We start from the raw sequence: 23185 nt of genomic DNA, 5'->3' as shown, positions 1-23185 counted from the left end.
GTGCGCCCAACAGGCCGCCTCGCGTAAACGGGGGGTGCCGTCAGGCTCTGGCTCATAAAGCTTAGCATAGCCCTTGTAGCCGTCAGCCTGAAGGATGCCGCGGGCGCTGGCCAGATGGCTCAGGACATGCTCTTCCTTCCAGTCCTGTGCGAACCGATAGACGGCCCCGGGCGGGCTTGATCCAGCCCAAGGGCGCTGGTCGCGCACATAGGCCCAGATCCGGCCCTGCCTGACGCCTTTACCAAGCCCCTTGTCGCGCAACGACCGGTCCAGCACACGGATCGGCGTGTCATCTGCGTGCAGCAGATCGCTGCCCATGATGTCCGCCTCAATCCGTTCGATCAGTGGCGAAAGGGTCTTCATGGCCCGCCCGCACCAGCCCACAAGCGTGGTCTCGGGAATGTCTGCGCCCATGCGGGCAAAGATCTCGTGCTGGCGATACAAAGGAAGATGATCATCAAATTTTGAGACCAGAATATGGGCCAGCAGGTTCGGACCTGCCATGCTGCCCGGGATTGGCCGGCTGGGCGCAGGCTCCTGCACCATTCGCTCACAGCGCCGGCAGGACTTCTTGATCCGGGCGATCTGGATCACCTTCATCTGGGCTGCAATCATGTCCAGCAGTTCGCTGACATCCTCGCCCACAACCCGCAGATCGCCGCCGCAGTCAGCGCAGCATGTGCCGGGATCAAGCTCACAACGCTCGCGCGGTGTCGCATCAGAGACACGTGGGCGGCGGCGCAGAGCGGGCGCATCGGCAGCCTCTGGAGACGGCTCATTGTGTCCTTCGTCGATGGGCGCTTCATCACCCTCGGCCACGGCCAGCAGCAAGTCTTCAAGCGCCAGTTCCAGTTGCTCGATCTCGCGTTCGATCTTCTCGGAGGATTTGCCGAAAGCCAGCTTCTGCAACTTGGCGATCCGCAGGCGCAGGGCCTGAACCAGCTGGTCGTGGACCCGCAATGTCGCCGAGATCTTGGCATTCTCGGCCTGCAAAGCCGCAATCATCGTTTTCAATATGGCGGGATCATCTGGCAGATTTTGCGTTACATTTGACATGCACATTTCTACCACAGGGCACGTGATAGCGCTATAAAAACAAAGCGTTTTGAATCATATATTCAGCCCACACGGGCCGGCGGTCCGCCCCAATCCGGCCTGCGCCAGTCAATGCCTTCCCAGAGCATGGCGAGCTGCGCGGACGTCAGCCGGACGGCACCCTCGGTCATCGCAGGCCAGGGAAAGCGGCCGCGCTCCAAGACTTTGTAGTAGAGACAAAAGCCCTGGCCGTCCCAATACAGAAGCTTGAGCCGGTCGCCCCTGCGGCCGCGAAAGGCGAAGACCGCACCGCCCGTCGGCTTCTGGCGCAGCACATCCTGAGTCAGCGCCGCAAGACCGGCGATGCCTTTGCGCATGTCCGTCACGCCGCAAGCCACGTAGACGCGAACGCCAGTGCCCGGACCAATCATACCGCTTCCACTGCGCGGATCAGCTGCGTCAGCGCCACTGCAGCCATGTTGCTGTCGAAGTGCAGGCTGCGGCCGTTGCGCAGGCGCACCTCGACCGCCATCGGGGCCGCAATGATGGGCGTGTCTGCAATGGCGGGAACGCCATGCGTCGGAATATCAAAAGGAAGGAAGAGAGTACCAACGTCAGGCGACCAAAGTCCTTTGTTCTTCAGATCATGTCGCCACGCATAGATCTGTTGCCGCGTGATCTCGTGACGCTGCGCCACCTGCGTGACCGTCGCATCATCTACGCCCACCGCCATGACAATTCCGAGTTTCTCCTCGTCGCTCCAGCGACGCCGACGTTCAAACCCAAGTATCTCACCACGCATCGCCGAACCCACCTAAGATACGTCGCTAACGACGTCGTTAAGCACGTATCTTAGCAAATCAGCCGGAAATCAGGCAGGCGGTCACAACGAAGTGGTTACTCTACACCGGGGTCACCCGTGGCAAGAAACTGGTCGTTCTGGTCGGTCAAAAGCGGGCCGTCGCCATCGCTGTCAAAAACGTATCGGGGCGCAAGCGCTGGTCGAAACTTGATGACTGGTTGAGAGACGGAAAACTATCCCTGATAGGTAAACGTTAGCTGTATCGCACCAGCGGGTTAGCTTTCCGGTCCAAAGTTCCGCACCAAGTTGATTAAGTCAGGCGCTGGTCAGGAAAGGCCTCCGCACCCTCTGTGACCAGCGCCTTGGTATCCCCCCAGACAGAAACCGAGATATGAGCCTTTTTGTCGCCTGACAGCTTCGAGGTTATCAGCTCAACGATGCGGACCCTGAGATGAGAGTTCCGTGCCAACGCCGGACGCAAGAGGCTGGCTGTTTGTTCTCCCAATGTTCCGATCCGGACCAAACGTCTCTTGCCGAACAAAAGGATCCACCGCTCCTTGTTCACGGCGTGGGATTTCACCCTTCCATCTTCCAACATTCTCAGCTCCACGGCATCGCCCAGCGTGAGCCAATCGGGACACTTCTCAACCATCAGCGCTGTTTTGTAGATCAGGACATCCATGTCTTTTCCGGTCGCTTTGAGATCTGCTGTGTTGATTGTCACTGAGAACTGACCCGGCATTGTCACCGAGACTTGACCCACCCAGTTGTTATGTTCTTTGCGTCATGATGGCGTCAATGCTGCTGTCTCCTTTCGTTTCTTTTTCGCGGTCTCTGAGCTGGCCTTGAACCGATAGCTGTCATTACCGGTATCCAGGATGTGGCAGCGGTGGGTGAGGCGGTCGAGGAGCGCGGTAGTCATTTTCGCATCGCCGAACACGCTGGCCCATTCGCTGAAGCTCAAGTTGGTTGTGATGACGACGCTGGTGCGCTCGTATTCGCATCGTTGGTACCCGTCGCCGCCAGGATGCGTTGATGCTGCGCATCGTCCGCAGCGATTTCGGCACGCTCTCGTTCAGTCAGGTCCCGATCGTCCCCATGCGCGGCCCGCAGCCGCTGTTCGAGCTTTTCGTAAAGATCGACAACGGCCCAGATGGCAGGCGACTTAGCCGCCCCGGACGTGCCAACGGTCATGATCCACAGCACGGCTAGGAACCAGGTGCCTGGCCCCGCGGTCGCAACGCGCGCATTGCCGATGGCCGCACCGCATTTTCCCAGAAGAACCGCCAAGAACGTGCCACCGGCCTGCGCCCTCTGCTCAGCCCAGTCTGTATAGGTCGACCGCAACGTCTCTGCCGGTACGCCGACATCGGGCGCGTCGCCGGTCGCTTCGGCAGCGGGCTTTAGCCAGTCCGCACCGACGGCGCTATCACCGCTCTCGCGTGCGGATTTCTGCATCGGTCGAGGTGCTGAGTCTGGTTGGGGTTCGGGCTGGCCCGTCGGCGACTCTTTCGCCGCAGGCGGACCGATCGGGCGGGGCGGCCCCTTCGGCCATTCAGGCTTGTCGTTCGTCATGATTCACGTTCTCCGTTCTCGTGTTTCGCGGCCACCGTGGAAAATCGACGTTGGCCTTAAAGACGGTTTTCGGAGTGAAAAGTGGACTCACGATGTAGCAAACTTGGCTAAGTTGGGAGAACAATCTAAATTTGGACGACTTGCCAGTTTGCGCGGTCATAGACTTCCGAGGTCAAAATTCCCCATGGGAGCGACAATTCCGCTGCAGATCTTCGTGACGCTGGATCAGGGGTCTTGCGGGGCCACGTCCCGGTCCAGCGACGCGCCAAGGCGTTCATGGCAAACAGTTCAAACGCAGCGGCCGATCGTCTCGGAAAGACGGCCTTCAAAACGCGATGCAAGTGTCTCGATGCCGCCGTCCACGGAAACTTCATGCGTATCCACAGCTTTCTCCTGGCGATCAGGTGTATTTGCGTTCCGGACCTGATAAATCTAACCCATCGCGTCCCTGACGCTCTCCCGCCCAGTCACACCCCAAAGGATGCGCTCACGCGCACTGAAAAGTCTTGCCTATTGATCTGACATCGCAAAGCAACGCCGCCGACTGCGCCCCTGCGCAGCCGGCCGCTTCGCGTGCGCAGACAAAAGGGCAGGTCATTGACGTTGCACGCATAGAAGCCGCACTTGAGCTTGTCGCGATCCTGCTTGACGAGAACGAAGCTTACCTGCCGATTTTCCTGCGTCTCGAGGCCGAGCTCGAGGCCGCGCGAGTCTCCTCCAGCGCCTTGGCCCGAGCAAGAGCGCTAGCCAAACAGGCTCGCGCCCGCTGACAGGTCACATCAGGTGTTCGGGAACAGGAAGGGCGATCTTGGATACCACATTGCGCCGCATTTGCAGTTCGATATCGTCCCCATAGACTTCGCGCCCACGAATTTCCTTGACGCTATGGCCCATGATTTCGCCCCTGTCATCCATGGCCACGCCGGCTGCCTTCAATCGGCTTTCCCACATGTGGCGCACCCCGCCTATTGTCACACCCTTAGGTAACAAATCGTTCTCACGCAGAAACTTGTTTACGGTATCGGAATAGTTTCGCGTGTGGCGATACCGCGGGAAGCCGTCTGGGTGGCGCCTCGCGGCGGCCAGCGCGAGACCGACAAGCGGCACCTGACGCTCAGAATGAATGTTTTTGATCTCCCGTCGGTCAATCTCATCTTTTTCGCCATCTTCATTAGCGATAAGAAGGTGAGGAATAGCGACATTTAACTGGAATGCGTGGGCCGGCAGCTCGAAGATTTCCGACTGGCGACATCCGGTCTCGATGCTAATTAATAAGATATCCCGCGCCTCGTTGTTCAGGCCGTCAAGCGCGCCGGGCTTCAGCCAGCGCTCTGTGATCCAGTCGACAGGCACTTCCTTTTTACGTGCAGGTTTGGCGTGCCGGTCTCTAATCGTCACGCCGGCGTAAGGCCGCGGCGGGTCGGGATGCTCGAGATGGTCGTAGTATCGCCGCAGCATCCCGCTCATATAGGTGAGATCCTTGTTCGCGCTGTCAATCTTTAGCTTCTCGGTTACTAAACGCGCCTTCCACCACTTGCGATGCACGCGCGCCTCAGCCGCGCCGATCTGCGCGACAGAGCGATCTCCACCGAGAGCTGTAATTAAGTTGGCAACCGACCGCTTGCGATCATTGCGCCACAACCGCATTTGCTGCGTGCTTTTGAAGCGGTTCTCATGAGCCGAAATCTCTTCGATGTGCGCCACCAAGTCGGAGAGCAGCAGTCCCGGTTCCTCGACCCCGCCCAAGACTGCCAGCGCCGTTTCCGGCTCCGGTAAGCCAATCTTGATCTGCGTTGATTCCACCCTTGCAAGCAGTTCAGCCAACGGCAGCGTCGATACGGCCTCCGCTGTCAGAAAAGCATATCCTCTCGTCGCCGCCAGGTTGCGGGCGGCGCGAAAGCGAGCCTCGGCATCGCCGTCACGTCCGGCGAGCTTCGCCTCCCATCCATCCAGATATCCGCTCCAGACCCGCTCCAATTTCTGGCCCGCGATCGTCCTAGAATCGGTCTTCAAGCTTTCCCAGATCACAGGGCGCGGCTCAACCTCCGCATACCGCGACGGCACACGACGCTTCAAATAGTAGGTCTTGCCGCGCAGGATGAGATTGTCAGACATTGCTTCCACCACCGCCTAGTGTAGCAGAATGTGGGGCAAAATGGGTAGCAAATCAAGGCTGATAACTAATACTACACAGAAATTTATTAGTTAAGTATCTAAAATATAGTAAAAAATTTAAAATAAGTCAAATTCAATCTGGCGGAGGCTCAGGGATTCGAACCCTGGGAGGGCTCACACCCTCGCCGGTTTTCAAGACCGGTGCATTCGACCACTCTGCCAAGCCTCCGCGATGCGCGCGTCATAAGGCAAGCTGCGGGGCGCGTAAAGTCACTTCACGCTTTGGGGAAATCCGCGCAGGGGCTGCGCGGAACTCTTTCAAAACGGCAGGCATAGCGCTAGGGTGCGGTTAATTGCGGCCTCCCCCTTGGGGGCGGGCTGCGCATACGGGTGTGCGCTGATCAAGGCCGTGTGAAACGGTAGGCCACGCCCAAAGATCAAAAGGGCGAGCAATGGCGGACACATCGCAAATCACGGCAGCTTCGAACACACTGCGGCGGACCGCCGGGGTGATGGCTTTGATGGCAGCGACGGCACTGGCCGGATGTGACAAGATGCCAAGCTTTGGCGCGGGCGCGACCGGAAACGGCGCGGCAGGTGCGGTTGCCACGGACGGCATGTCGCTGGTCGAACGCGACATCGAAGCACCAGAAGTGTTTTCGATCTCAGAAGCAGGCCTGTGGGACGGTCGCCCGTCGCTGGGCGGCGTTTGGGTCGCCCACCCCACCGTCACCGACCCAGAGCGTGTGATCATCCGCAACCCGTCCAACGGTAAGTTCGTGATCGGTGCCCTGTTCCGCCGAGAGCTGGAAAACCCCGGCCCCGCGCTGCAAGTGTCGTCTGACGCGGCAGAAACGCTTGGTATCCTTGCTGGATCGCCCACAACGCTCAGCGTCATCGCGCTGCGCCGTGAAGAGGCCCCAGCGCCGACGGAAACTGCGATCACTGATTTCGACGCACCTGAAGTCATCGCCGCCACGCCGCTGGAACCCGCTAGCACCGAGCCCACCAGCACAGGCGCAGAGCCTGCCCCCGCCGTGACGACCGAACTGGCCGCCGCAACACCTGCGCCCGCCCCGGCCCCGGCACCCGCTGCGACAGGCTCTTCGCTTGATAAGCCTTTCATCCAGATCGGTATTTTCAGCGTAGAGGCAAACGCCAACACCACAGCTGACCGTCTGCGCGACAACGGCTTGTCGGCGCAGGTTCTGGCCGGAAACAGCCAAGGCAAAGCCTTCTGGCGCGTCATCGTTGGCCCCGCCCCAACAGCGGGCGACCGCAGCGCCGTGCTGACAAAGATCAAGGGACTTGGCTTCCCGGATGCCTACGCCGTTACCAACTAGACCCTGCCGGAGCGCTTTTCATGTTTGCCACTCTTCGCCCCTTTGCGGCCCTGCTGATCTGCGCCGTCGCTGGCAGCGCGCAGGCGCAGGCCTTTAACACCTCTGCGCGCGCGGCCTATGTGCTGGACGAAAGCACTGGCACGGTCCTGCTGGCCAAAGACGCCGACCGGCCCTTGCCGCCTGCGTCCATGTCCAAGCTGATGACAATCTACATGGCGTTCGAGGCGATTGCCGATGGCCGCCTGCGCATCGACGAAGAACTGCCCGTGTCGGAACATGCCGCCAGCTATGACGGGTCGAGCATGTTTCTGGACACCACCGACCGCGTCAAAGTCGAAGACCTGCTGCGCGGCGTGATCGTCTTGTCCGGCAACGACGCCTCTGCCGTGCTGGCAGAAGCGCTGTCGCCAGACGGCACAGAGGCCGGCTTTGCCCGCATGATGACCGACCGGGCGCGGCAGATGGGGATGATGAATTCGACCTTTGCGAATTCGAACGGCTGGCCTGCCAAAGGCCACGAGATGTCGATGCGCGACCTTGGCACGCTGGCCGATCACCTGATCACCGACTACCCCACGTTCTATCCGATCTTTTCCGAACAGGAATTCCTGTTCGATGGCCGCGTGCCGTCCAACAGCCAGAATCGCAACCCGATCCTTGGGCTTGGCATCGGGGCTGACGGTCTGAAAACCGGCCACACGACAGAGGCGGGCTACGGCCTTGTCGGGTCCGCCAAACAGGACGGCCGCCGCATCATCTTTGTCCTGTCGGGCATGGACAGCACCGCAGAGCGGCGCGAGGAAAGCGAGAAAGTCGTCAACTGGGCCTTTCGCCAGTTTGCGCAAAAGGACGTCGCGACCAAAGGCACCGTGATCGCCGACGCCTCTGTCTGGATGGGCGAGGCTGAGCAGGTCGGTCTGACCGTGGCGAACGATTTGTCCTTGCTGATCCCCGTGATGCAGCAAGACAACCTGACCGCCGATGTCGTCTATGACAGCCCCGTGCGCGCGCCGATTGCAGCAGGCGAGCAGTTGGGCGAGTTGGTGATCAACCTTGAAGGCATGCCCGAAAAGCGCATCCCGCTGGTCGCCGACCGCGACGTAGCGCTTGGCGGCTTTATGCCCCGCATGAAAACTGCCGCGAATGTGCTGATGGGCAAAATCACCGACGCCGCCGCGAATGACACCCCGGCAGAGGCAGACGCCCCCGCCGACCCCGCATGAGCGAAGCGCCACGTTTCATCACCTTCGAGGGCATCGACGGGTCCGGAAAATCCACGCAGGCCCGCCTGCTGGCCGATGCCCTGCGCGCGGATGGCACGGATGTCGTCCTGACGCGCGAACCCGGCGGCAGTCCGGGAGCCGAAGAAATCCGCAACCTGCTGCTGACCGGTGACACCGACCGCTGGTCTGCGATGACGGAAATCCTGCTGTTCACAGCCGCCCGCCGCGATCATCTGGAAAAGACCGTGTTGCCTGCGCTGGACGCGGGCAAAATCGTCATCAGCGACCGCTTTGCCGACAGCACCCGCGTTTATCAGGGCGCGACGCGCGGCGATCTGCGCCCCACCGTCGATGCCCTGCACAAGCTGACCATCGGCCGCGAGCCTGACCTGACCCTTATCATCGACATGGACCCCGCGATTGCGCTGCGCCGCGGCCTTGCCCGGTCCAGCGGCGAAGACCGGTTCGAGGATATGGGCCTAAGCTTTCAGGAAACCCTGCGCCACGGCTTTCTGACCTTGGCACGCGACAACGCCGATCGCTGCGTCGTGATCGACGGCAACCGCGATCCCGCTGCTGTCGCCTCTGAAATCCGGGCCCACCTGTGAGTGACGCGCCAGAGCCTGACCGCATCGCCGGTGCCCCGCACCCGCGCGACACGCCTGTGCTTTTCGGCCAAGACGCTGCGATGCACGACTTTCTAGACACATGGAACGCGGGCCGCATGCACTCTGGCTGGCTGATCACCGGACCGCGCGGCGTGGGCAAGGCGACGCTGGCGTGGAAACTGGCGACGTTTCTGCTGGCTGACCGCCCGGCAGAAGGCGGCCTGTTCGGCGACCCGCCCCCGGTCACGTCGCTGAATATCGACCCTGAAAATCCCGACGCCCGCCTGATCGCATCCGGCGCGCACCCGCGTCTTTACGTCGTGCGCCGCCCGGCAGACGAAAAAACCGGCGTGCTGAAATCGGAAATCACCGTGGACGCCGTGCGCGGCATGCGGGACTTTTTCCACATGTCCGCCACCGACGGCGGCCGCCGCGTTGTGATCGTCGACGCCGCAGACGAAATGAACCGCTCTGCCGCCAACGCGATCCTGAAAGAACTCGAAGAGCCCCCAGCCCGCACATCCCTGCTATTGATCGCGCACCAGCCCTCGCGCCTGCTGCCTACCATCCGCTCGCGCTGCCGCGTCTTGCGCTGTGCGCCGCTATCGCCAGACGACCTTGGCGCAGCGCTTGAACAGGCGGGCCTGTCGACGGATGCGACAGAATCGCTCGCCACCCTCTCTGCCGGGTCTGCTGGCGACGCCGTGCGCCTGCTGACGCAGGACGGCTTGCAGCTTTATGCGCAGATCATCGGCTTGCTTAGCGGCCTGCCCCATCTGGACCGCAACGCCGCGATCAAGCTGGCCGAAAGCTGCGCGGGCAAGGTCAACGACACCCGCTTTGCACTTGTCCTAGACCTGATCGACCACTTCTTGGCCCGCACCGCCCGCGCTGGCCTGCTGGGCGAGCCGCCAAGCCAAGGGGCCCCCGGCGAAGCGCGCCTGCTGACCCGCCTTGCGCCGCATGACTACGCCGCCCGCGCCTGGGCCGATCTGCAGCAAAAAGCCTCTGCCCGCGCGCGGCATGGACGGGCGGTCAACCTTGACCCTGCGGCGCTGATCCTTGATATGGTGTTAAGCATCGAACAGACGGCGCAGGCCAGCGTCTCAGCCTGAAAGCACCCCCCGGTTTATGACACTGCCCATCCTCGTTGACGCCCATTGCCATCTGGATTTCCCGGATTTCGACGACGAACGCAGCGCGGTGATCGACCGCGCCCGCGCCGCTGGCGTCACCCGCATGGTGACGATCTGCACGAAACTGCCCAACGCCCCGCGCGTCGCTGCAATTGCTGATGCATATGACGGCGTATTCTGGGCCGCAGGCGTACACCCGATGAGCGTGGGCGAACACGCCCCCGTCACCGTCGAAGAACTGGTCACACTGGCCCAGCACCCCAAGTTTGTCGGCATTGGCGAAACCGGTCTTGACTATCACTACACCGCCGAAACCAAGGCCGCGCAGCAAGACAGCCTGCGCCTGCATATCGAGGCGTGCCGCCAGACCAAGCTGCCCCTGATCATCCACGCCCGCGACGCCGACGACGACATGGCCCACATCCTGCGCGAGGAATATGACGCAGGCAAATACACCTGCATGATGCACTGCTTTTCATCCACCCGCGCGCTGGCAGAGGCCGCTTTGGATATGGATTTCTATCTGTCCATGTCCGGTATCGCCGCGTTTCCGAAGTCAAAAGAGCTGCGCGATATCTTCAAGGACGCGCCGCTGGACCGCATCCTGACAGAAACCGACAGCCCCTATCTTGCGCCGCCGCCCTTCCGGGGCCGCCGCAATGAACCGGCTTATACCGCCCATACCGCGCAGGTCGGGGCAGATACGTTTGAGCTATCGCTCGACGACTTTGCAAAAGCCACCAGCGCCAACTTTGATCGCCTATTCTGGAAAGCCGCATGAGCTATCGCTTCACGATCCTAGGCTGCGGATCGTCGGGCGGTGTGCCGCGCCTTGGCGGGCATTGGGGCGACTGCGACCCGAACGAGCCAAAGAACAACCGCCGCCGCTGCTCCTTGCTTGTCGAACGCGATGGCACGGGCGGCACCACGCGTGTGCTGATCGACACCTCGCCCGACATGCGTGCGCAATTGCTTGATGCGGGCGTGGGCGAACTCGACGCTGTCGTCTACACCCACCCTCATGCCGACCACGTCCACGGCATCGACGACCTGCGCATGCTGGTGTTCAACATGCGCAAACGCCTTGATGTCTGGGCCGACACGCCAACCTCTGCCGCGCTGCGCGAACGCTTTGACTATGCGTTCGAGACGCCGCCCGGCTCTGCCTATCCGCCGATCTGCGATCTGCGCCACATCCGCGGTGATATCATCGTCAACGGTGCCGGCGGCCAAATCGTCCTGACCCCGTTCGAGGTTGAACACGGCACCATCCCGGCCCTTGGCTTTCGCGTGGCTGGCATGGCCTATCTGCCGGATGTCTCAGACATCCCCGGCCCGTCATGGGACGTGCTGCAAAACCTTGATCTGTGGATCGTCGACGCCCTGCGCCGTACACCCCACCCCAGCCACAGCCACCTCAGCCAAACTCTTGACTGGATCGCCCGCGTCAAACCAGCGCAGGCTGTCCTGACGAATATGCATATCGACCTTGATTACGCCACGCTCTGCGCAGAACTCCCCAGCGGCGTCACCCCTGCTTACGACGGCCGCACGCTGACCCTGCCCGACTGATCACCTGGCGATAAATACTCCCGCCGGAGGCATCCGGCCTTTCGGAAAGCGCCACCATGAGCGATCTGCTCGTCGTCATCCTGCCTGTCTTTATCGTTATGGGCTTTGGTTATGTGGCCGTCTGGAAGGGGCTTTTCAGCCACGAGGGCGTCGATGGCCTGATGCGCTTCACCCAGACCTTTGCGATCCCCTTCCTGCTGTTCCGCGCGATCAGCCAGCTCGATCTGGCGCAGAACTTCGACGTCGCGCTCCTCGCGACCTTCTACACCGGGGCGACGGTCTGCTTTATCGGCGGCATCCTTGGCGCGCGCTATCTGTTCAAGCGCGACTGGGAAGACTGTGTGGCGATCGGGTTTTGCTGTTTGTTTTCCAACACGCTGCTGCTGGGTCTGCCGATCACCGAACGCGCCTATGGCACCGATGCGTTGCGCTATAACTACGCGATCATCTCGATCCATTCGCCCTTTGGCTACCTGCTGGGCATCACCGCGATGGAAATCGTGCGCAACACCGGCCAATCCGCCCGCGCCCTGCCCCTCAAAGTCATCAAAGCGATGTTTCATAACGGGCTGATCATTGGCATCACGCTCGGCCTGATCGTGAACCTGACGGGCCTGCCCCTACCCGGTGTATTTACGGATGCGGTCGATCTGGTCGCCCGCTCTGCCCTGCCAGCCGCACTGTTTGGCCTTGGAGGCGTTCTTTATCGCTACCGGCCAGAGGGCGACATGCGCGCGATTTTGTTCGTGGTGGCCATTAGCTTGGTCATCCACCCGGCTATCGTCTGGGGCTTGTCCGGCGTCGCACACCTTAGCGTGCCTGAACTGCGCTCGGCCATTCTGACCTCGGCGATGGCGCCGGGGGTAAATGCCTATGTCTTTGCAAATATGTACGGCCGGGCCCGCCGCGTCGCTGCCAGCGCGGTGCTGATAGCGACGGGCGTATCGATCCTGACCGTCTGGGGCTGGCTGGCGATCTTGCCGTAGGGAAGCGGAAAAGTCTTTCCCTCGATCAGCCCGGCGACATGCCCCGCAGGCGTTCCGAGCGGCGGCGCAGCATTTCCACGACAGTCAGCAGCGTGATTGACACGATCACAAGGATCGTCGCCACAGCCAGAATGGTCGGGCTGATCTGCTCGCGCAGGCCAGTGAACATCTGCCAAGGCAGCGTCTTTTGCGCAGCAGCGCCAACGAACAGCACCACGACAACCTCGTCAAACGACGTGATAAAGGCGAACAGGCCGCCAGAAATCACACCGGGCAAGATTAGCGGCATCTGGATTTTAAAGAACGTCGTAACCGGGTTCGCCCCCATGTTCGCCGCAGCGCGGGTCAGCGACTGGTCAAAGCTGACCAGCGTCGCGGTCACTGTGATGATGACGAAAGGCACACCCAAAGCGGCATGGGCTAGAATGACCTTAATGTAGCCGGTCAGGGTCTTGGACATGCCAAGGTAATTCTCCATGAACAGGCCCATCTGGCTGTAGAAAAAGAACATACCCGTCGCGGAAATGATCAGCGGCACAATCATCGGCGAAATCAGAATGGCCATAATCGCGCGGCGGCCCGGGACGTGGGATTGCGACAGGCCGATGGCGGCCAAGGTGCCCAGCGTGACAGAGATGACCGTCGCAAAGGGCGCGATGATCAAAGAGTTTTTCAGCGGCTGCAGCCAAGCATCATTGCTAAAGAAGTCAGCATAATGCTTCAGGCTATAGCCCGCCGGGTCCAGCGCCAGCATTTCCGGCGTGAAGGTAAAGAAGTTTTGCGCGTTGAACGACAGCGGGATGATCGTGATGATCGGGGCGATCAAAAAGAAGAAGATCGCGCCGCAGATGAACTTAAAGCTGTTGTGCCACAGCACTTGGCCAGAGGTCGCATAGACCGGCACGCCCCGGCGGTAATCGCCCCGGTGCAGCCAATAAATCGCCCAGCCCAGCAGTGCGCCAAGGATAATACCGCCCAATGCGCCCGGAAACCCGCCAGCACTGAAACCAAGTGCAGCGCAGATTGCGGTGGCCAGCCAGCGGCCCGGCCGGGGCGCCACAAAGCGCGTTAGGCCAAAGGCCAGCGCAGCCGCGATGACCGCGCCAAAGATGAACCCTTCTAGCGGGCCAAGGCCAGCGGCTTGCCCGCCAATGAACCCCAGCAACCCGCCAAAGACAGCGACCAGCGGCAAGGTAAAGGTGGCAAAGGGGTGCAGGGGGCGGCCCTGCTCGGGGTTGAATGCAACAGAAGACATATGCTTCAGCCTCCTAGCTTGACGTTATCGATACCGACGATCCGGTCGTAGGCCCAGTAGAAGCCCAGCACGATCACCAGCAAAATGGCACCCAAAGCCGCAGCCAAACCCCAGTTGAGCGAGGTCGAGATGTGGTAGGCGATCCGGTTCGAGATGAAGACACCCTTAGTGCCGCCCACGATTTCCGGCGTGATGTAGTAACCGATGGCCAAGATGAACACGAGGATCGAGCCTGCGCCGATACCCGGCACCGATTGCGGGAAGTAGACGCGCCAGAAGGCGGTCCAGTTCGTCGCGCCAAGTGATTTGGCAGCGCGCAGATAGGACGGCGGGATCGTTTTCATCACGGAATACAGCGGCAAGATCATGAACGGCAGCAGGATATGCGTCATCGAAATGATCGTGCCCGTCGCGTTGTTGATCAGCGCGAGCCTGTTGTCGTCCGCGACGACCCCGATCCAGACAAGCAGATCGTTAATTACCCCCTGATCCTGCAGCAGCACCTTCCAAGCCGAGGTGCGCACCAGCAAAGAGGTCCAGAACGGCAGCAGCACAAGGATCATCAGCAGGTTCGCTTGGCGGCTGGGCAAGTTCGCCAGCAGCCATCCGATGGGATAGCCCAGCAGGATGCAGGACACGGTGATCGCAGTGGACATGATCAGTGTGCGGATAAACAGCGTGACATAGACGCGCTCGTTCTCTGGCCGCCACGCGACACCGTCGGGTGTCAGCTGCAGGTCGGCGGAATTCAGGAAGTAACCGGTCGTGTAGGGCGCGGAATAGGTTTGAATGATGCGCCAGACATCGCGGTCGGCCCAGTCTTTGTCGAAAGAGACGAAGTCGGCCAGCACGTCGGTGGTCGTAAAGCTTGCGGCGGCGACCTGCGCTGCGTTCAACATGTCGGCATGCGCCATATCGGCGGGGATAACGGCACCCGCTTGCAGGTCTTCGTACAGCGCAAGATAGACCGTGTTCCATGGCTCTTCTTCTGCCGGATTGTCATCATCTTCGGTCTGAACAACGCGGGCGAAGTCACGGTAAATGCTGGCAGTTTGCGGCAGCACCTCCCCAATACCGGCGGCTAGCCGGAAGGTCGGGCGCGGCCCCTCGCCGTCATATTCAGCGTTGGCATCCAGCCAGCGCGGACCGGCGAAAATGTCGATAAAGGTTTGCGGATCTTCCCATGCGGGATCAAGCGCTACGAACTGTTCGGTATACCCTTCACCGACGTCATCGACGCCACGTCCAGTTTTACGGAACAGGGACGACAGGCCAGAGGCTTCGTAGTTCAGGCGCGAGCCAAGGCGCGTGTGGTTCTTTTCCTCGGTGGCGACCATCATGTCTTTGGCCAGCGCCGAAAATACGGCCGGGCCAGGAATGTCGGATGCCTCTGTGTCCCAATCCGCCAGCACACGCACAGTGCGCGGCAGGGTGTCACCGACGATCTGGTTCTCGACAGAGCGGAACAGCATTTCGCCGATGGGATAGATGAATGTGACAAGGATAAAGACCAGCAGCGGCGCGATCAGAAACAGCGCGCGCCGCTTTTGTTTGCGCAGCGCGCGGTTCAGCGATGTTTTAAGCGGCGTGCCGTCAGCAGCCAGCATCGGGCCACTGGGATCGGTTGTCACGCTTTTATCAGCGGCAGAACCATGCGTTGCGTCGGTCATGCTCAGACCCCTTCGACAAGGATCATGGTGCTGGTCGCACAGCGGCGGCGGATCTCGGCGACTTCTTGATAGTCGGGATCGTTGTAGGCGGCTTTTGCAGCCTCGTAGGTATCAAATTCGATGACGACGTGGCGGCCCATGTCTTCGCCTTCTGGCGTTTCGGACTGGCCACCGCGCACGATGAAACGTGCGCCGTGCGATTGCAGGATCGGCGTGTCACGCGCCACATATTCTGGGTAGCCTTCGGGGTCCGTCACTTTGACGTGGCCGATGATGTAGCCTTTTGGCATTGCGTGCATCCTTGCATCTTAATCTTGGGCATCTTGGTCTTGGGGGGGGTGGGGCAGGCCCGCAAAGGCCCGCCCCTATTCGCTAAATCAGGCTAAGCCTGACTTATTGGGCCAGCCATGCCTGGAACTTGGAGTCCAGGTCATCGCGGTAGTCGGACCAGAAGCCGTAGTTCGTCACAAAGACGTTGGTGGCGTTGGCCGGATCGGTTGGCATGTGCTCTGCCATCTCGATGCCCAGTTCAGCGTGGGTGCTGACCAGCGGTGCGGACGACGCACGGGCCGGACCGTAAGCGATGTATTTCGCCTGATCGGCCAGACGCTGGGTGTCGGTCGCGAACTTCAAGAAGTCCATGACGCGGGCCAGACGCTCTTCGGACAGACCATCGGGAACAACCCAACCGTCAAAGTCCAGCATCTCTGCATCCCAAAGCATGCCGATGGGCTGGTCCTGCTCTGCAATCGCAGAGAACAAGCGGCCGTTGTAGGTCGAGCCCATCACGACTTCGCCGTCAGCCAGCAACTGCGGGGTTTCTGCGCCAGCGGTCCACCAAACGGTGTCTGCCTTGATGCTGTCCAGCTTGGCGAACGCCTGAGTCTGACCTTCGTCGGTGGCCAGCACGTCATAGATGTCGTCCTTGGCCACGCCGTCACACAGCAAAGCCCATTCCATGTTCGCCAGCGGACGCTTGTTCAGCGCGCGCTTGCCTGGATAGGTTTCGGTGTCGAACACAGCGCAGATGTCTGTCGGAGGCGTGTCGCCAACCATGTCTGTGCGGTAGCCAACAGTGGTCGAGAACACGATCTGCGGGATAAAGCAGTCGGACACGAGGCTATCGCCAAAGTCATCCGTTGCGGTGGAGCCGTCGTCGCCAGCGGCCAGCGCCTCATCAACGTCGATTTCCATTGCCAGACCTTCGTCGCACAGACGAATGCCGTCAGCGGCTTCGACGTCAACCAGATCCCAAGTGATGTTGTTGGCTTCGTTCATGGCGCGCAGTTTTGCGACAGCCTCGGCCGAGGATTCGTCCCAGACGACGTTCACTTCAGGGTGCAGGGCGACGTAGGGCTCTACATAGGCCTTCAGCTGGCTGTTCTGATATGCGCCGCCCCAAGACACGATGGTCATGTCGTTGGACATTGCAGCGTGCGATTCAGCAAAAACGCCGGTGGCAGCCAGTGTCAGTGCAGTTGTCGCGGCAAGTGTTGTCTTCAAAGTCATTCGTAAACTCCCGTTAGGTTACCCGGTCTTATATTGTCGGGCGATGCCGCCGGGCGCGGCAAAGCCCTGTTCCACATCAGGCGTCCAGCGCGCGGCAATCCCGCGGCAGCCAGCCGATGTCGATTGTAGTGCCCGGTGTCAGTTTGGTCTGATCGGGCGAATTGCGTGTCTTGATGACAAAGTTATCGATGCCAGCAACCTTGAGCCGCGTGCGGAAGATGTCACCCATATAGATGAACTCTAGCACTTCGGCCTTCAGCGTGTGGGCGTTGGGGCCCAGCTTGGCTGTATCAACCTCGACCCGCTCTGGGCGGATGCTGACCTTGGTGCGTTCGCCAACTTTGCTGACGTTCACGGGGACGGCGTCGATCACTTCGCCGCTGTCCAGTTTCACAACGCAGGTGTCACCTTTGATTTCCGCAACAACGCCTTCCAGCGTGTTGTTTTCACCGATGAATTGCGCAACGAAGCTGTTCTGCGGCTCTTCATACAAGGTGGCAGGCGCGGCCAACTGTTGAATGCGGCCATTTTCAAACACGGCGACGCGGTCGGACATAGTCAGCGCTTCAGTCTGGTCGTGGGTCACATAGACCACGGTGATGCCAAGCTGGTGCGCCAGATTGGTGATTTCAAACTGCAACGTTTCGCGCAGCTGTTTATCCAGCGCGCCAAGCGGTTCGTCCATCAGTACCAGTTCAGGTTCAAACACCAGCGCACGCGCCAAGGCGATCCGCTGCTGCTGACCACCAGAGAGCTGAGTCGGACGGCGTCCGGCAAAGCTGCCCATCTGGACCATATCCAGTGCGCGCATCACCTTTTGCTTTTGCACGTCCTTGCTCATCTTGCGGACTTGCAGCGGAAACGCGAGGTTTTCCGCCACTGTCATATGCGGGAACAAGGCGTAGTTCTGGAACACCATACCAATGCCGCGCTTGTGCGGCGGGATGTCATTGATCGGTTTGCCGTCCAGACGAATATCGCCATAAGTTGCTGTCTCGAACCCGGCCAGCATCATCAGGCAAGTCGTCTTGCCGGACCCCGATGGCCCGAGCATCGTCAGAAACTCGCCCTTTGGCATCGACAGGTTCAGATCTTTAACTACGAGGTTTTCACCATCATAGCTCTTTTGAACGTGGTCAAATTCCACGAAAGCGTCGTCGCTTTGCGCCACGCCAGTCTCCCCGTTGTCTCCGGCGGGTTATCCCGCACTCTTCAGCTTTGAAATAAAGCAACCGCCCAAGCAAAGTGCAACTGATTTCCCGGTCAACGTCGAGATCGGCCTAAATGGAGTGGATTGATCTGCGCCTTGCTTAAAATGCAGGACAAATGGCTAGCGAACTGCCGATGAAAGCGGCGCGCAGTATACCGGGGGTTGCGGCGCATAGCAGCCTAACGCCGCCCGCAACAGGCGCGCCATGCGCAAACGCACTTGCGCCGCAGCCACAAAAGCTGCCGCGCTCAACGGGACATTCAACGATTTAGGGATTTGTTTACCCTGGTGCGGTCGGGGGGACTCGAACCCCCACTCCGATTAAAGAACAGCGACCTCAACGCTGCGCGTCTACCAATTCCGCCACGACCGCAAGTCAGGGCTGCGGCGCGTATAGAACAGCAAACCGGGCATGCCAAGGGGGGAATTGCAGCTGATTTTGCCAAGCTCTTTTCAATGCCCGCGCGCAGGGTCATATAGCGTTCATGGTTGAATGGATTACCTCTGACACGCCCGTCCCCTACGCCGATGCGCTGACCTTTATGGAGGCGCGGGCCGAAGCGATTGCGGCCGGCACCGCGGATGAGGCGATCTGGCTGCTGGAGCATCCGCCGCTTTATACCGCTGGCACCTCTGCCAAGATCGCCGATCTGGTTGATCCAGACCGTTTTCCCGTGTTCGAGGCGCGGCGCGGTGGACAATATACCTATCACGGCCCCGGACAGCGCGTGGCTTACATTATGTTGGACGTCGGCAAACGCGGCCGCGATGTGCGCCGTTTTGTACAAGAGCTAGAAGCATGGGTCATTGCGACACTGGACCAGTTCAACGTCAAAGGCGAAATTCGCCCCGGCCGCGTCGGCGTCTGGGTCACGCGCCCTGATAAGCCGCTAACCGCCACGGGCGCGGTGCAAGAGGACAAGATCGCAGCCCTTGGCATTCGCCTGCGCAAATGGGTGTCGTTCCACGGGCTGTCGATCAACGTCGAACCGGATCTAAGCCATTTTGATGGCATCGTGCCCTGCGGCATCAGCGATCACGGGGTGACCAGCCTTGTAGATCTGGGTCTGCCGGTCACCATGGCAGACCTAGATGTCGCACTACGCCAAAGCTTTGATACAATCTTTGGCGCGGCGCCCCCGGCGTAAACCGGGGTGGTTTAGTTAGAGGTGGCAGCCCCCTCTGGCGGCATTGTCAGCGCATCCATGATGGTCGCGCCAGCATTGGCCTCGCAGGCTTCGCGCATGACGCGCATCGTTTCGCCCGGCTCTGGCGGCGCAGCGGCGACGGCGGCGGCAGGATCAATGCCCGCGGCGGCCAGCGCGGCAAGGTCTTCAGCAGTGGGCTGGGGAATTTCGGCATCCAATGCCTGCTCTACCACAGCCGCGACTGTGTTCTTTTCGCCATCCTCCATTGCCAGAAATTCAGCGCAGGCCACCTGCCCGCCCTGCGGCTCGGCACCGCCTTGCGTTTGGGCCGTTGCAGGCGCCATCAAGGCGCTGGCGACAGCAATCGCTGCATAAAAGAACGTTTTTGAGTGGCGGATCATCGCAGATATCCTGTTTGAACTTGAAAGCTCACACCGAATAGCCGCCCTTTGCGGCACGATTATGACCGCCGCCCTGCCCTGCGACCGGCGGCCTGCGATTTTCCGCCGCCCCGCCCCTCGTAATTTGCGCGCCCTGCGCCAATATATCCCATGCTCTGCGCGGCTTTGAATGTTGCGATAGGCAGGCCGGTCCACTAGAACCAGCTATATTCAGGATGCGGGGCTACGACTCGCGCCCCTGTATCCGTAGCCAATTCTGAGGGAGAGCCACATGGCAGACGCCGCCATCCACGGCCATGACCATCACGACGAGCGGGGCTTCTTTACCCGCTGGTTCATGTCCACCAACCACAAAGACATCGGGATTCTGTACCTGTTCACCTCGGGCCTTGTCGGCTTTATCTCGGTGGCATTCACAGTCTTCATGCGCATCGAGCTGATGGAGCCCGGCGTCCAGCACATGTGCATGGAAGGCGCGCGCCTGTTCACAGATGCCGCGTCCACCTGTACGCCAAACGGCCACCTGTGGAACGTTCTGATCACCTACCACGGCATCTTGATGATGTTCTTTGTGGTTATTCCGGCCCTGTTCGGCGGCTTCGGCAACTACTTCATGCCGCTGCAGATCGGCGCGCCAGACATGGCGTTCCCGCGTATGAACAACCTGTCCTACTGGATGTATGTTGCTGGTACGGCTCTGGGCGTCGCGTCCATGCTGGCCCCTGGCGGCGGCGGTCAGGCTGGCTCTGGTGTGGGTTGGGTCATGTATCCACCCCTGTCCACGTCAGAGGGCGGCATGTCGATGGACCTTGCGATCTTCGCGGTTCACCTGTCGGGCGCCTCGTCCATCTTGGGCGCGATCAACATGATCACCACCTTCCTGAACATGCGTGCCCCTGGCATGACCATGCACAAGGTACCGCTGTTTGCGTGGTCGATCTTTGTCACCGCATGGCTGATCCTGCTGGCGCTGCCCGTTCTGGCTGGCGCGATCACGATGCTGCTGATGGACCGTAACTTCGGCACCACCTTCTTCCAACCAGAAGGCGGCGGCGACCCGATCCTGTACCAGCACATCCTGTGGTTCTTTGGCCACCCGGAAGTCTACATCATCATCATCCCCGGCTTTGGTATCATCAGCCACGTCATCGCGACCTTCTCTAAGAAGCCCGTGTTTGGCTACCTGCCCATGGTCTACGCGATGGTTGCGATTGGTGTTCTGGGCTTCGTCGTCTGGGCGCACCACATGTACACCGTTGGTCTGTCGCTGACGCAGCAGTCCTACTTCATGATGGCCACGATGGTGATCGCGGTGCCCACCGGCGTTAAGATCTTCTCTTGGATCGCAACGATGTGGGGCGGCTCGATCGAGTTTAAGACACCGATGCTGTGGGCAATGGGCTTCTTGTTCCTGTTCACCGTCGGCGGCGTGACCGGTATCGTGCTGTCGCAGGCTGGTATCGACCGCGTCTATCACGACACCTACTACGTTGTGGCACACTTCCACTACGTGATGTCGCTGGGTGCTGTGTTTGCCATCTTTGCGGGTATCTACTTCTACCTGCCTAAGATGTCGGGCCGCATGTATCCCGAATGGGCTGGTAAGCTGCACTTCTGGGCGATGTTCATCGGCGCGAACATCACCTTCTTCCCGCAGCACTTCCTTGGCCGTCAGGGTATGCCACGTCGTTACATCGACTACCCAGAAGCCTTCGCCACCTGGAACTACGTCTCCAGCTGGGGTGCGTTCCTGTCCTTCGCGTCGTTCCTGTTCTTCATCGGCGTGCTGTTCTACACCCTGTTCCGCGGTAAAAAAGTCACCGAGAACAACCCGTGGAACGAATACGCAGACACGCTGGAATGGACCCTGCCCTGCCCGCCGCCCGAGCACACGTTCGAGCAGCTGCCAAAGCAGAGCGATTGGGACAAAGTCCACGCCCACTAATCCAACGCAAAAGGCCCCGGAGCGATCCGGGGCCTTTTTTCTATCTCAGGTAACGCCATGACCGACCCCGCCGCCCTGATCGCCCTGCGCAACCGCTATCCCGGCGCTGAAACCTTCACCTTTGGCGATGGCCCAGACCTATGCGCGCGCCTGCTGACGCTTGTGCGCAGCGGGCATAAAACCGCAAGCACCGGGGCCCTGCGCGACTTTGAAAGCGGCGATCCCATGCCCGTCCCCGGCCGCCGCGACATCGCGCTGCATTGGGACGGCCGCCCGGCCTGCGTGATTGAAACGCAGCAGGTCATCACCTGCCCCTTCAATCAGGTCACCGCAGAGATGGCCTTGGCAGAGGGCGAAAATCCCGACCTGATCGGCTGGCAAAACGACCATATCGCCTACTTCACCCGCACCGGCGGCTTCGCGCCGGACATGCTGGTGGTCTGGGAACGGTTCAAACTGATCGAGGCCTGCTAGATCTTGATGTCGTAGGTCACCCAAGGCGTGCGCAGCGCGACCCGGTCATAAACCCCGCGCGCGCGGTAATTGTCCTCTGCCGTAATCCAGCGGATCACCGTCCACCCCCGGGCCGCGCCTATATCGCGCAGGCCTGCGATCAGCGCATCCGCCGCCCCGCTGCCGCGAACGCCCGGGTCCACAAACAAATCATCCAGAAACCCGCCCGTGCTGGCGGACAGCGGCCGGGCAAAGGCGCGATAATGCGCAAGCCCGATCAGCGCCCCGTCCCCGTCGCAGGCCACCAGCCCGCCAGTCTGATGCCCCGCATCCATCAACCAGCCCCAGACGGCATCACGCATCGCCTCGGTCTGCGGCACCTGATAAAACGCGGCATACCCCGCATAAAGCGCGCCCCACGCCGCCCGGTCCGCAGGCTGAGCAGCCCGTATCATCACAGTCACAGCCATCACCCTTCTCAATCAACTCACGTCTTGTCACAGATCCCCATTCACCTTGCAAAGAAAACTCCCGCCGGAGGCACCCGCGCGACCAACGGGCGCAGTTGCCAGCGCATCGCCCCCTGCTAGAACTACGCTATGCCCTACGAATGGACGCCCAAACCGCCGCACACGACCCCAGACTGGAGCCTGTCGCTCTGGCCTTATCGATCCTTGCTGCGCCGAGATTTCGTGTTGTTCATGGGGGCAACGGCGACGATCATCACCCTGCCGCTGCTCACCGTGCTTGGCACGGCGGTGCTCTGGGCGCTGCTGCCCTTCTTTGCCATCATGTTCACAGGTCTGTGGTACGCCCTAAACCTCAGCTACAAACGCGGCGAGGTCCTAGAAGAGCTGCACGTCACCGCGCAGGTGGCACAGCTTATCCGCCACAACCCCAAAGGACCGCGTCAAGATTGGCAGGCAAATCGGTATTGGGTGACGGTGCACCTGCACCCCAAGGGCGGGCCGGTGGAAAACTACATCACACTACGCGGCGGTGATCGAGAGGTCGAGATCGGCGCCTTCCTCGACGCCGCAGAGCGCCTTGCCCTCTACGATGACCTCAAGCGCGCGCTGCGCGTCTAAGGTTCTTCTTCGGGTCACATATATCGTGGGCCTCGCGGACTGTGCGCCACTGGTTCAGTGACCACCGGCACAGGCGAAGCCTAAAAAAGGGGTGGGCGGGCGGGCCCGCAC

General features: G+C 60.7%; 25 protein-coding genes, 2 tRNA genes and 1 pseudogene. 12 read left to right on the top strand and 16 right to left on the bottom strand.

Annotated features, from left to right (window positions below; genetic code table 11):
• From tnpC to BM131_RS11000, 6 genes and pseudogenes are all read right to left on the bottom strand, one after another.
• The coding region (gene tnpC, locus BM131_RS11030) for an IS66 family transposase (protein ID WP_090189395.1) at window positions 1-1056 on the bottom strand (1056 nt) is incomplete at its 3' end.
• A gap of 62 nt (window positions 1057-1118) precedes the next feature.
• Entirely contained in the window at window positions 1119-1466 is a 348-nt protein-coding gene (gene tnpB / locus BM131_RS11025) for an IS66 family insertion sequence element accessory protein TnpB (protein WP_090189393.1), read from the bottom strand.
• The gene (tnpA, locus tag BM131_RS11020; RefSeq protein ID WP_090189391.1) at window positions 1463-1837 is read right to left on the bottom strand and encodes an IS66-like element accessory protein TnpA; all 375 of its coding nucleotides are present in this window, start codon (window positions 1835-1837) and stop codon (window positions 1463-1465) included. Before tnpA ends, tnpB begins: the two co-directional genes overlap by 4 nt.
• Before the next feature lie 310 nt (window positions 1838-2147).
• Complete coding sequence (locus BM131_RS11010; RefSeq protein WP_090189389.1) at window positions 2148-2519, bottom strand: hypothetical protein; 372 nt, start codon at window positions 2517-2519, stop codon at window positions 2148-2150.
• A 102-nt stretch (window positions 2520-2621) separates the two neighbouring features.
• Window positions 2622-2834 (bottom strand): annotated as a pseudogene (locus tag BM131_RS11005) (ATP-binding protein); the annotation flags it as partial.
• Window positions 2798-3295 carry a DUF3987 domain-containing protein gene (locus BM131_RS11000; protein WP_175499284.1) on the bottom strand — a complete coding sequence of 166 codons (498 nt, stop codon included), beginning with the start codon at window positions 3293-3295 and terminating at the stop codon, window positions 2798-2800. The gene BM131_RS11000 and the pseudogene BM131_RS11005, both read right to left, overlap by 37 nt.
• Before the next feature lie 623 nt (window positions 3296-3918).
• On the opposite strand from BM131_RS11000, the gene BM131_RS10995 reads away from it, so the two are divergent.
• Window positions 3919-4182: a hypothetical protein gene (locus BM131_RS10995; RefSeq protein ID WP_090189385.1), complete on the top strand. Its 264-nt coding sequence runs from the start codon at window positions 3919-3921 to the stop codon at window positions 4180-4182.
• 4 nt (window positions 4183-4186) lie between these two features.
• Here BM131_RS10995 and BM131_RS10990 read toward each other — a convergent pair whose 3' ends face one another.
• Together BM131_RS10990 and BM131_RS10985 are read right to left on the bottom strand one after the other, a co-directional pair.
• Window positions 4187-5527: a DUF6538 domain-containing protein gene (locus BM131_RS10990; RefSeq protein ID WP_090189383.1), complete on the bottom strand. Its 1341-nt coding sequence runs from the start codon at window positions 5525-5527 to the stop codon at window positions 4187-4189.
• A 139-nt stretch (window positions 5528-5666) separates the two neighbouring features.
• A tRNA-Ser gene (locus BM131_RS10985) sits at window positions 5667-5756 on the bottom strand.
• Between the two features lie 223 nt (window positions 5757-5979).
• Here BM131_RS10985 and BM131_RS10980 point away from each other — a divergent pair.
• From BM131_RS10980 to BM131_RS10950, 7 genes are read left to right on the top strand one after another with little or no spacing between them, the layout of a single operon-like run.
• Window positions 5980-6870 (top strand): SPOR domain-containing protein, encoded by an 891-nt coding sequence (locus BM131_RS10980; RefSeq protein ID WP_245754215.1) that lies wholly within the window; start codon window positions 5980-5982, stop codon window positions 6868-6870.
• Window positions 6871-6890: 20 nt separating this feature from the next.
• Window positions 6891-8093 (top strand): D-alanyl-D-alanine carboxypeptidase family protein, encoded by a 1203-nt coding sequence (locus tag BM131_RS10975; protein ID WP_090189381.1) that lies wholly within the window; start codon window positions 6891-6893, stop codon window positions 8091-8093.
• Window positions 8090-8701, top strand: a complete 612-nt coding sequence (gene tmk, locus BM131_RS10970) for a dTMP kinase (RefSeq protein ID WP_090189379.1) — start codon at window positions 8090-8092, stop codon at window positions 8699-8701. The genes BM131_RS10975 and tmk overlap by 4 nt, the downstream gene beginning before the upstream one ends.
• A complete protein-coding gene (locus BM131_RS10965) occupies window positions 8698-9816 on the top strand; it encodes a DNA polymerase III subunit delta' (RefSeq protein ID WP_090189377.1) in 1119 nt (372 codons plus the stop codon). Before tmk ends, BM131_RS10965 begins: the two co-directional genes overlap by 4 nt.
• A 16-nt stretch (window positions 9817-9832) precedes the next feature.
• Window positions 9833-10618, top strand: coding sequence for a TatD family hydrolase (locus tag BM131_RS10960; RefSeq protein ID WP_090189375.1), 786 nt, complete (start codon window positions 9833-9835; stop codon window positions 10616-10618).
• On the top strand, window positions 10615-11409 hold the full coding sequence (locus tag BM131_RS10955) for an MBL fold metallo-hydrolase (protein WP_090189373.1): 795 nt from the start codon (window positions 10615-10617) through the stop codon (window positions 11407-11409). Before BM131_RS10960 ends, BM131_RS10955 begins: the two co-directional genes overlap by 4 nt.
• Window positions 11410-11465: 56 nt before the next feature.
• Entirely contained in the window at window positions 11466-12395 is a 930-nt protein-coding gene (locus BM131_RS10950) for an AEC family transporter (RefSeq protein WP_090189371.1), read from the top strand.
• Window positions 12396-12420: 25 nt separating this feature from the next.
• On the opposite strand, the gene BM131_RS10945 is transcribed toward BM131_RS10950, so the two are convergent.
• The 6 genes from BM131_RS10945 to BM131_RS10920 form a co-directional block, all read right to left on the bottom strand.
• Complete coding sequence (locus tag BM131_RS10945) at window positions 12421-13650, bottom strand: ABC transporter permease (protein WP_090189369.1); 1230 nt, start codon at window positions 13648-13650, stop codon at window positions 12421-12423.
• Window positions 13651-13655: 5 nt separating this feature from the next.
• On the bottom strand, window positions 13656-15320 hold the full coding sequence (locus BM131_RS10940; RefSeq protein WP_090189367.1) for an ABC transporter permease: 1665 nt from the start codon (window positions 15318-15320) through the stop codon (window positions 13656-13658).
• A gap of 2 nt (window positions 15321-15322) precedes the next feature.
• On the bottom strand, window positions 15323-15610 hold the full coding sequence (locus BM131_RS10935; RefSeq protein WP_090189364.1) for a DUF1330 domain-containing protein: 288 nt from the start codon (window positions 15608-15610) through the stop codon (window positions 15323-15325).
• A 103-nt stretch (window positions 15611-15713) separates the two neighbouring features.
• Entirely contained in the window at window positions 15714-16829 is a 1116-nt protein-coding gene (locus tag BM131_RS10930; protein WP_090189362.1) for an extracellular solute-binding protein, read from the bottom strand.
• 76 nt (window positions 16830-16905) lie between these two features.
• Window positions 16906-18000 (bottom strand): ABC transporter ATP-binding protein, encoded by a 1095-nt coding sequence (locus BM131_RS10925; protein WP_090189360.1) that lies wholly within the window; start codon window positions 17998-18000, stop codon window positions 16906-16908.
• A gap of 325 nt (window positions 18001-18325) precedes the next feature.
• Window positions 18326-18412: transfer RNA gene (locus BM131_RS10920), tRNA-Leu, on the bottom strand.
• A gap of 112 nt (window positions 18413-18524) precedes the next feature.
• On the opposite strand from BM131_RS10920, the gene lipB reads away from it, so the two are divergent.
• Window positions 18525-19187, top strand: a complete 663-nt coding sequence (gene lipB, locus BM131_RS10915) for a lipoyl(octanoyl) transferase LipB (RefSeq protein ID WP_090189358.1) — start codon at window positions 18525-18527, stop codon at window positions 19185-19187.
• Window positions 19188-19198: 11 nt separating this feature from the next.
• On the opposite strand, the gene BM131_RS10910 is transcribed toward lipB, so the two are convergent.
• The gene (locus BM131_RS10910; RefSeq protein WP_090189356.1) at window positions 19199-19588 is read right to left on the bottom strand and encodes a hypothetical protein; all 390 of its coding nucleotides are present in this window, start codon (window positions 19586-19588) and stop codon (window positions 19199-19201) included.
• Window positions 19589-19859: 271 nt separating this feature from the next.
• On the opposite strand from BM131_RS10910, the gene ctaD reads away from it, so the two are divergent.
• Window positions 19860-21533, top strand: a complete 1674-nt coding sequence (ctaD, locus tag BM131_RS10905; protein WP_090189354.1) for a cytochrome c oxidase subunit I — start codon at window positions 19860-19862, stop codon at window positions 21531-21533.
• 57 nt (window positions 21534-21590) lie between these two features.
• Window positions 21591-22007 carry an ASCH domain-containing protein gene (locus BM131_RS10900; RefSeq protein ID WP_090189352.1) on the top strand — a complete coding sequence of 139 codons (417 nt, stop codon included), beginning with the start codon at window positions 21591-21593 and terminating at the stop codon, window positions 22005-22007.
• Here the strand turns inward: BM131_RS10900 and BM131_RS10895 are convergent.
• Window positions 22004-22456, bottom strand: a complete 453-nt coding sequence (locus tag BM131_RS10895; protein ID WP_090189350.1) for a GNAT family N-acetyltransferase — start codon at window positions 22454-22456, stop codon at window positions 22004-22006. The two genes, BM131_RS10900 and BM131_RS10895, sit on opposite strands and share 4 nt — an antisense overlap.
• A 129-nt stretch (window positions 22457-22585) precedes the next feature.
• On the opposite strand from BM131_RS10895, the gene BM131_RS10890 reads away from it, so the two are divergent.
• Window positions 22586-23074, top strand: a complete 489-nt coding sequence (locus tag BM131_RS10890; RefSeq protein WP_090189348.1) for a DUF2244 domain-containing protein — start codon at window positions 22586-22588, stop codon at window positions 23072-23074.
• Window positions 23075-23185: the final 111 nt, after the last annotated feature.

The organism is Loktanella salsilacus (genome assembly GCF_900114485.1).
Taxonomy (GTDB): Bacteria; Pseudomonadota; Alphaproteobacteria; order Rhodobacterales; family Rhodobacteraceae; genus Loktanella; species Loktanella salsilacus.
Note: the sequence above shows the minus strand (reverse complement) of the source record. Positions and strands in the feature narration are given on the sequence as shown.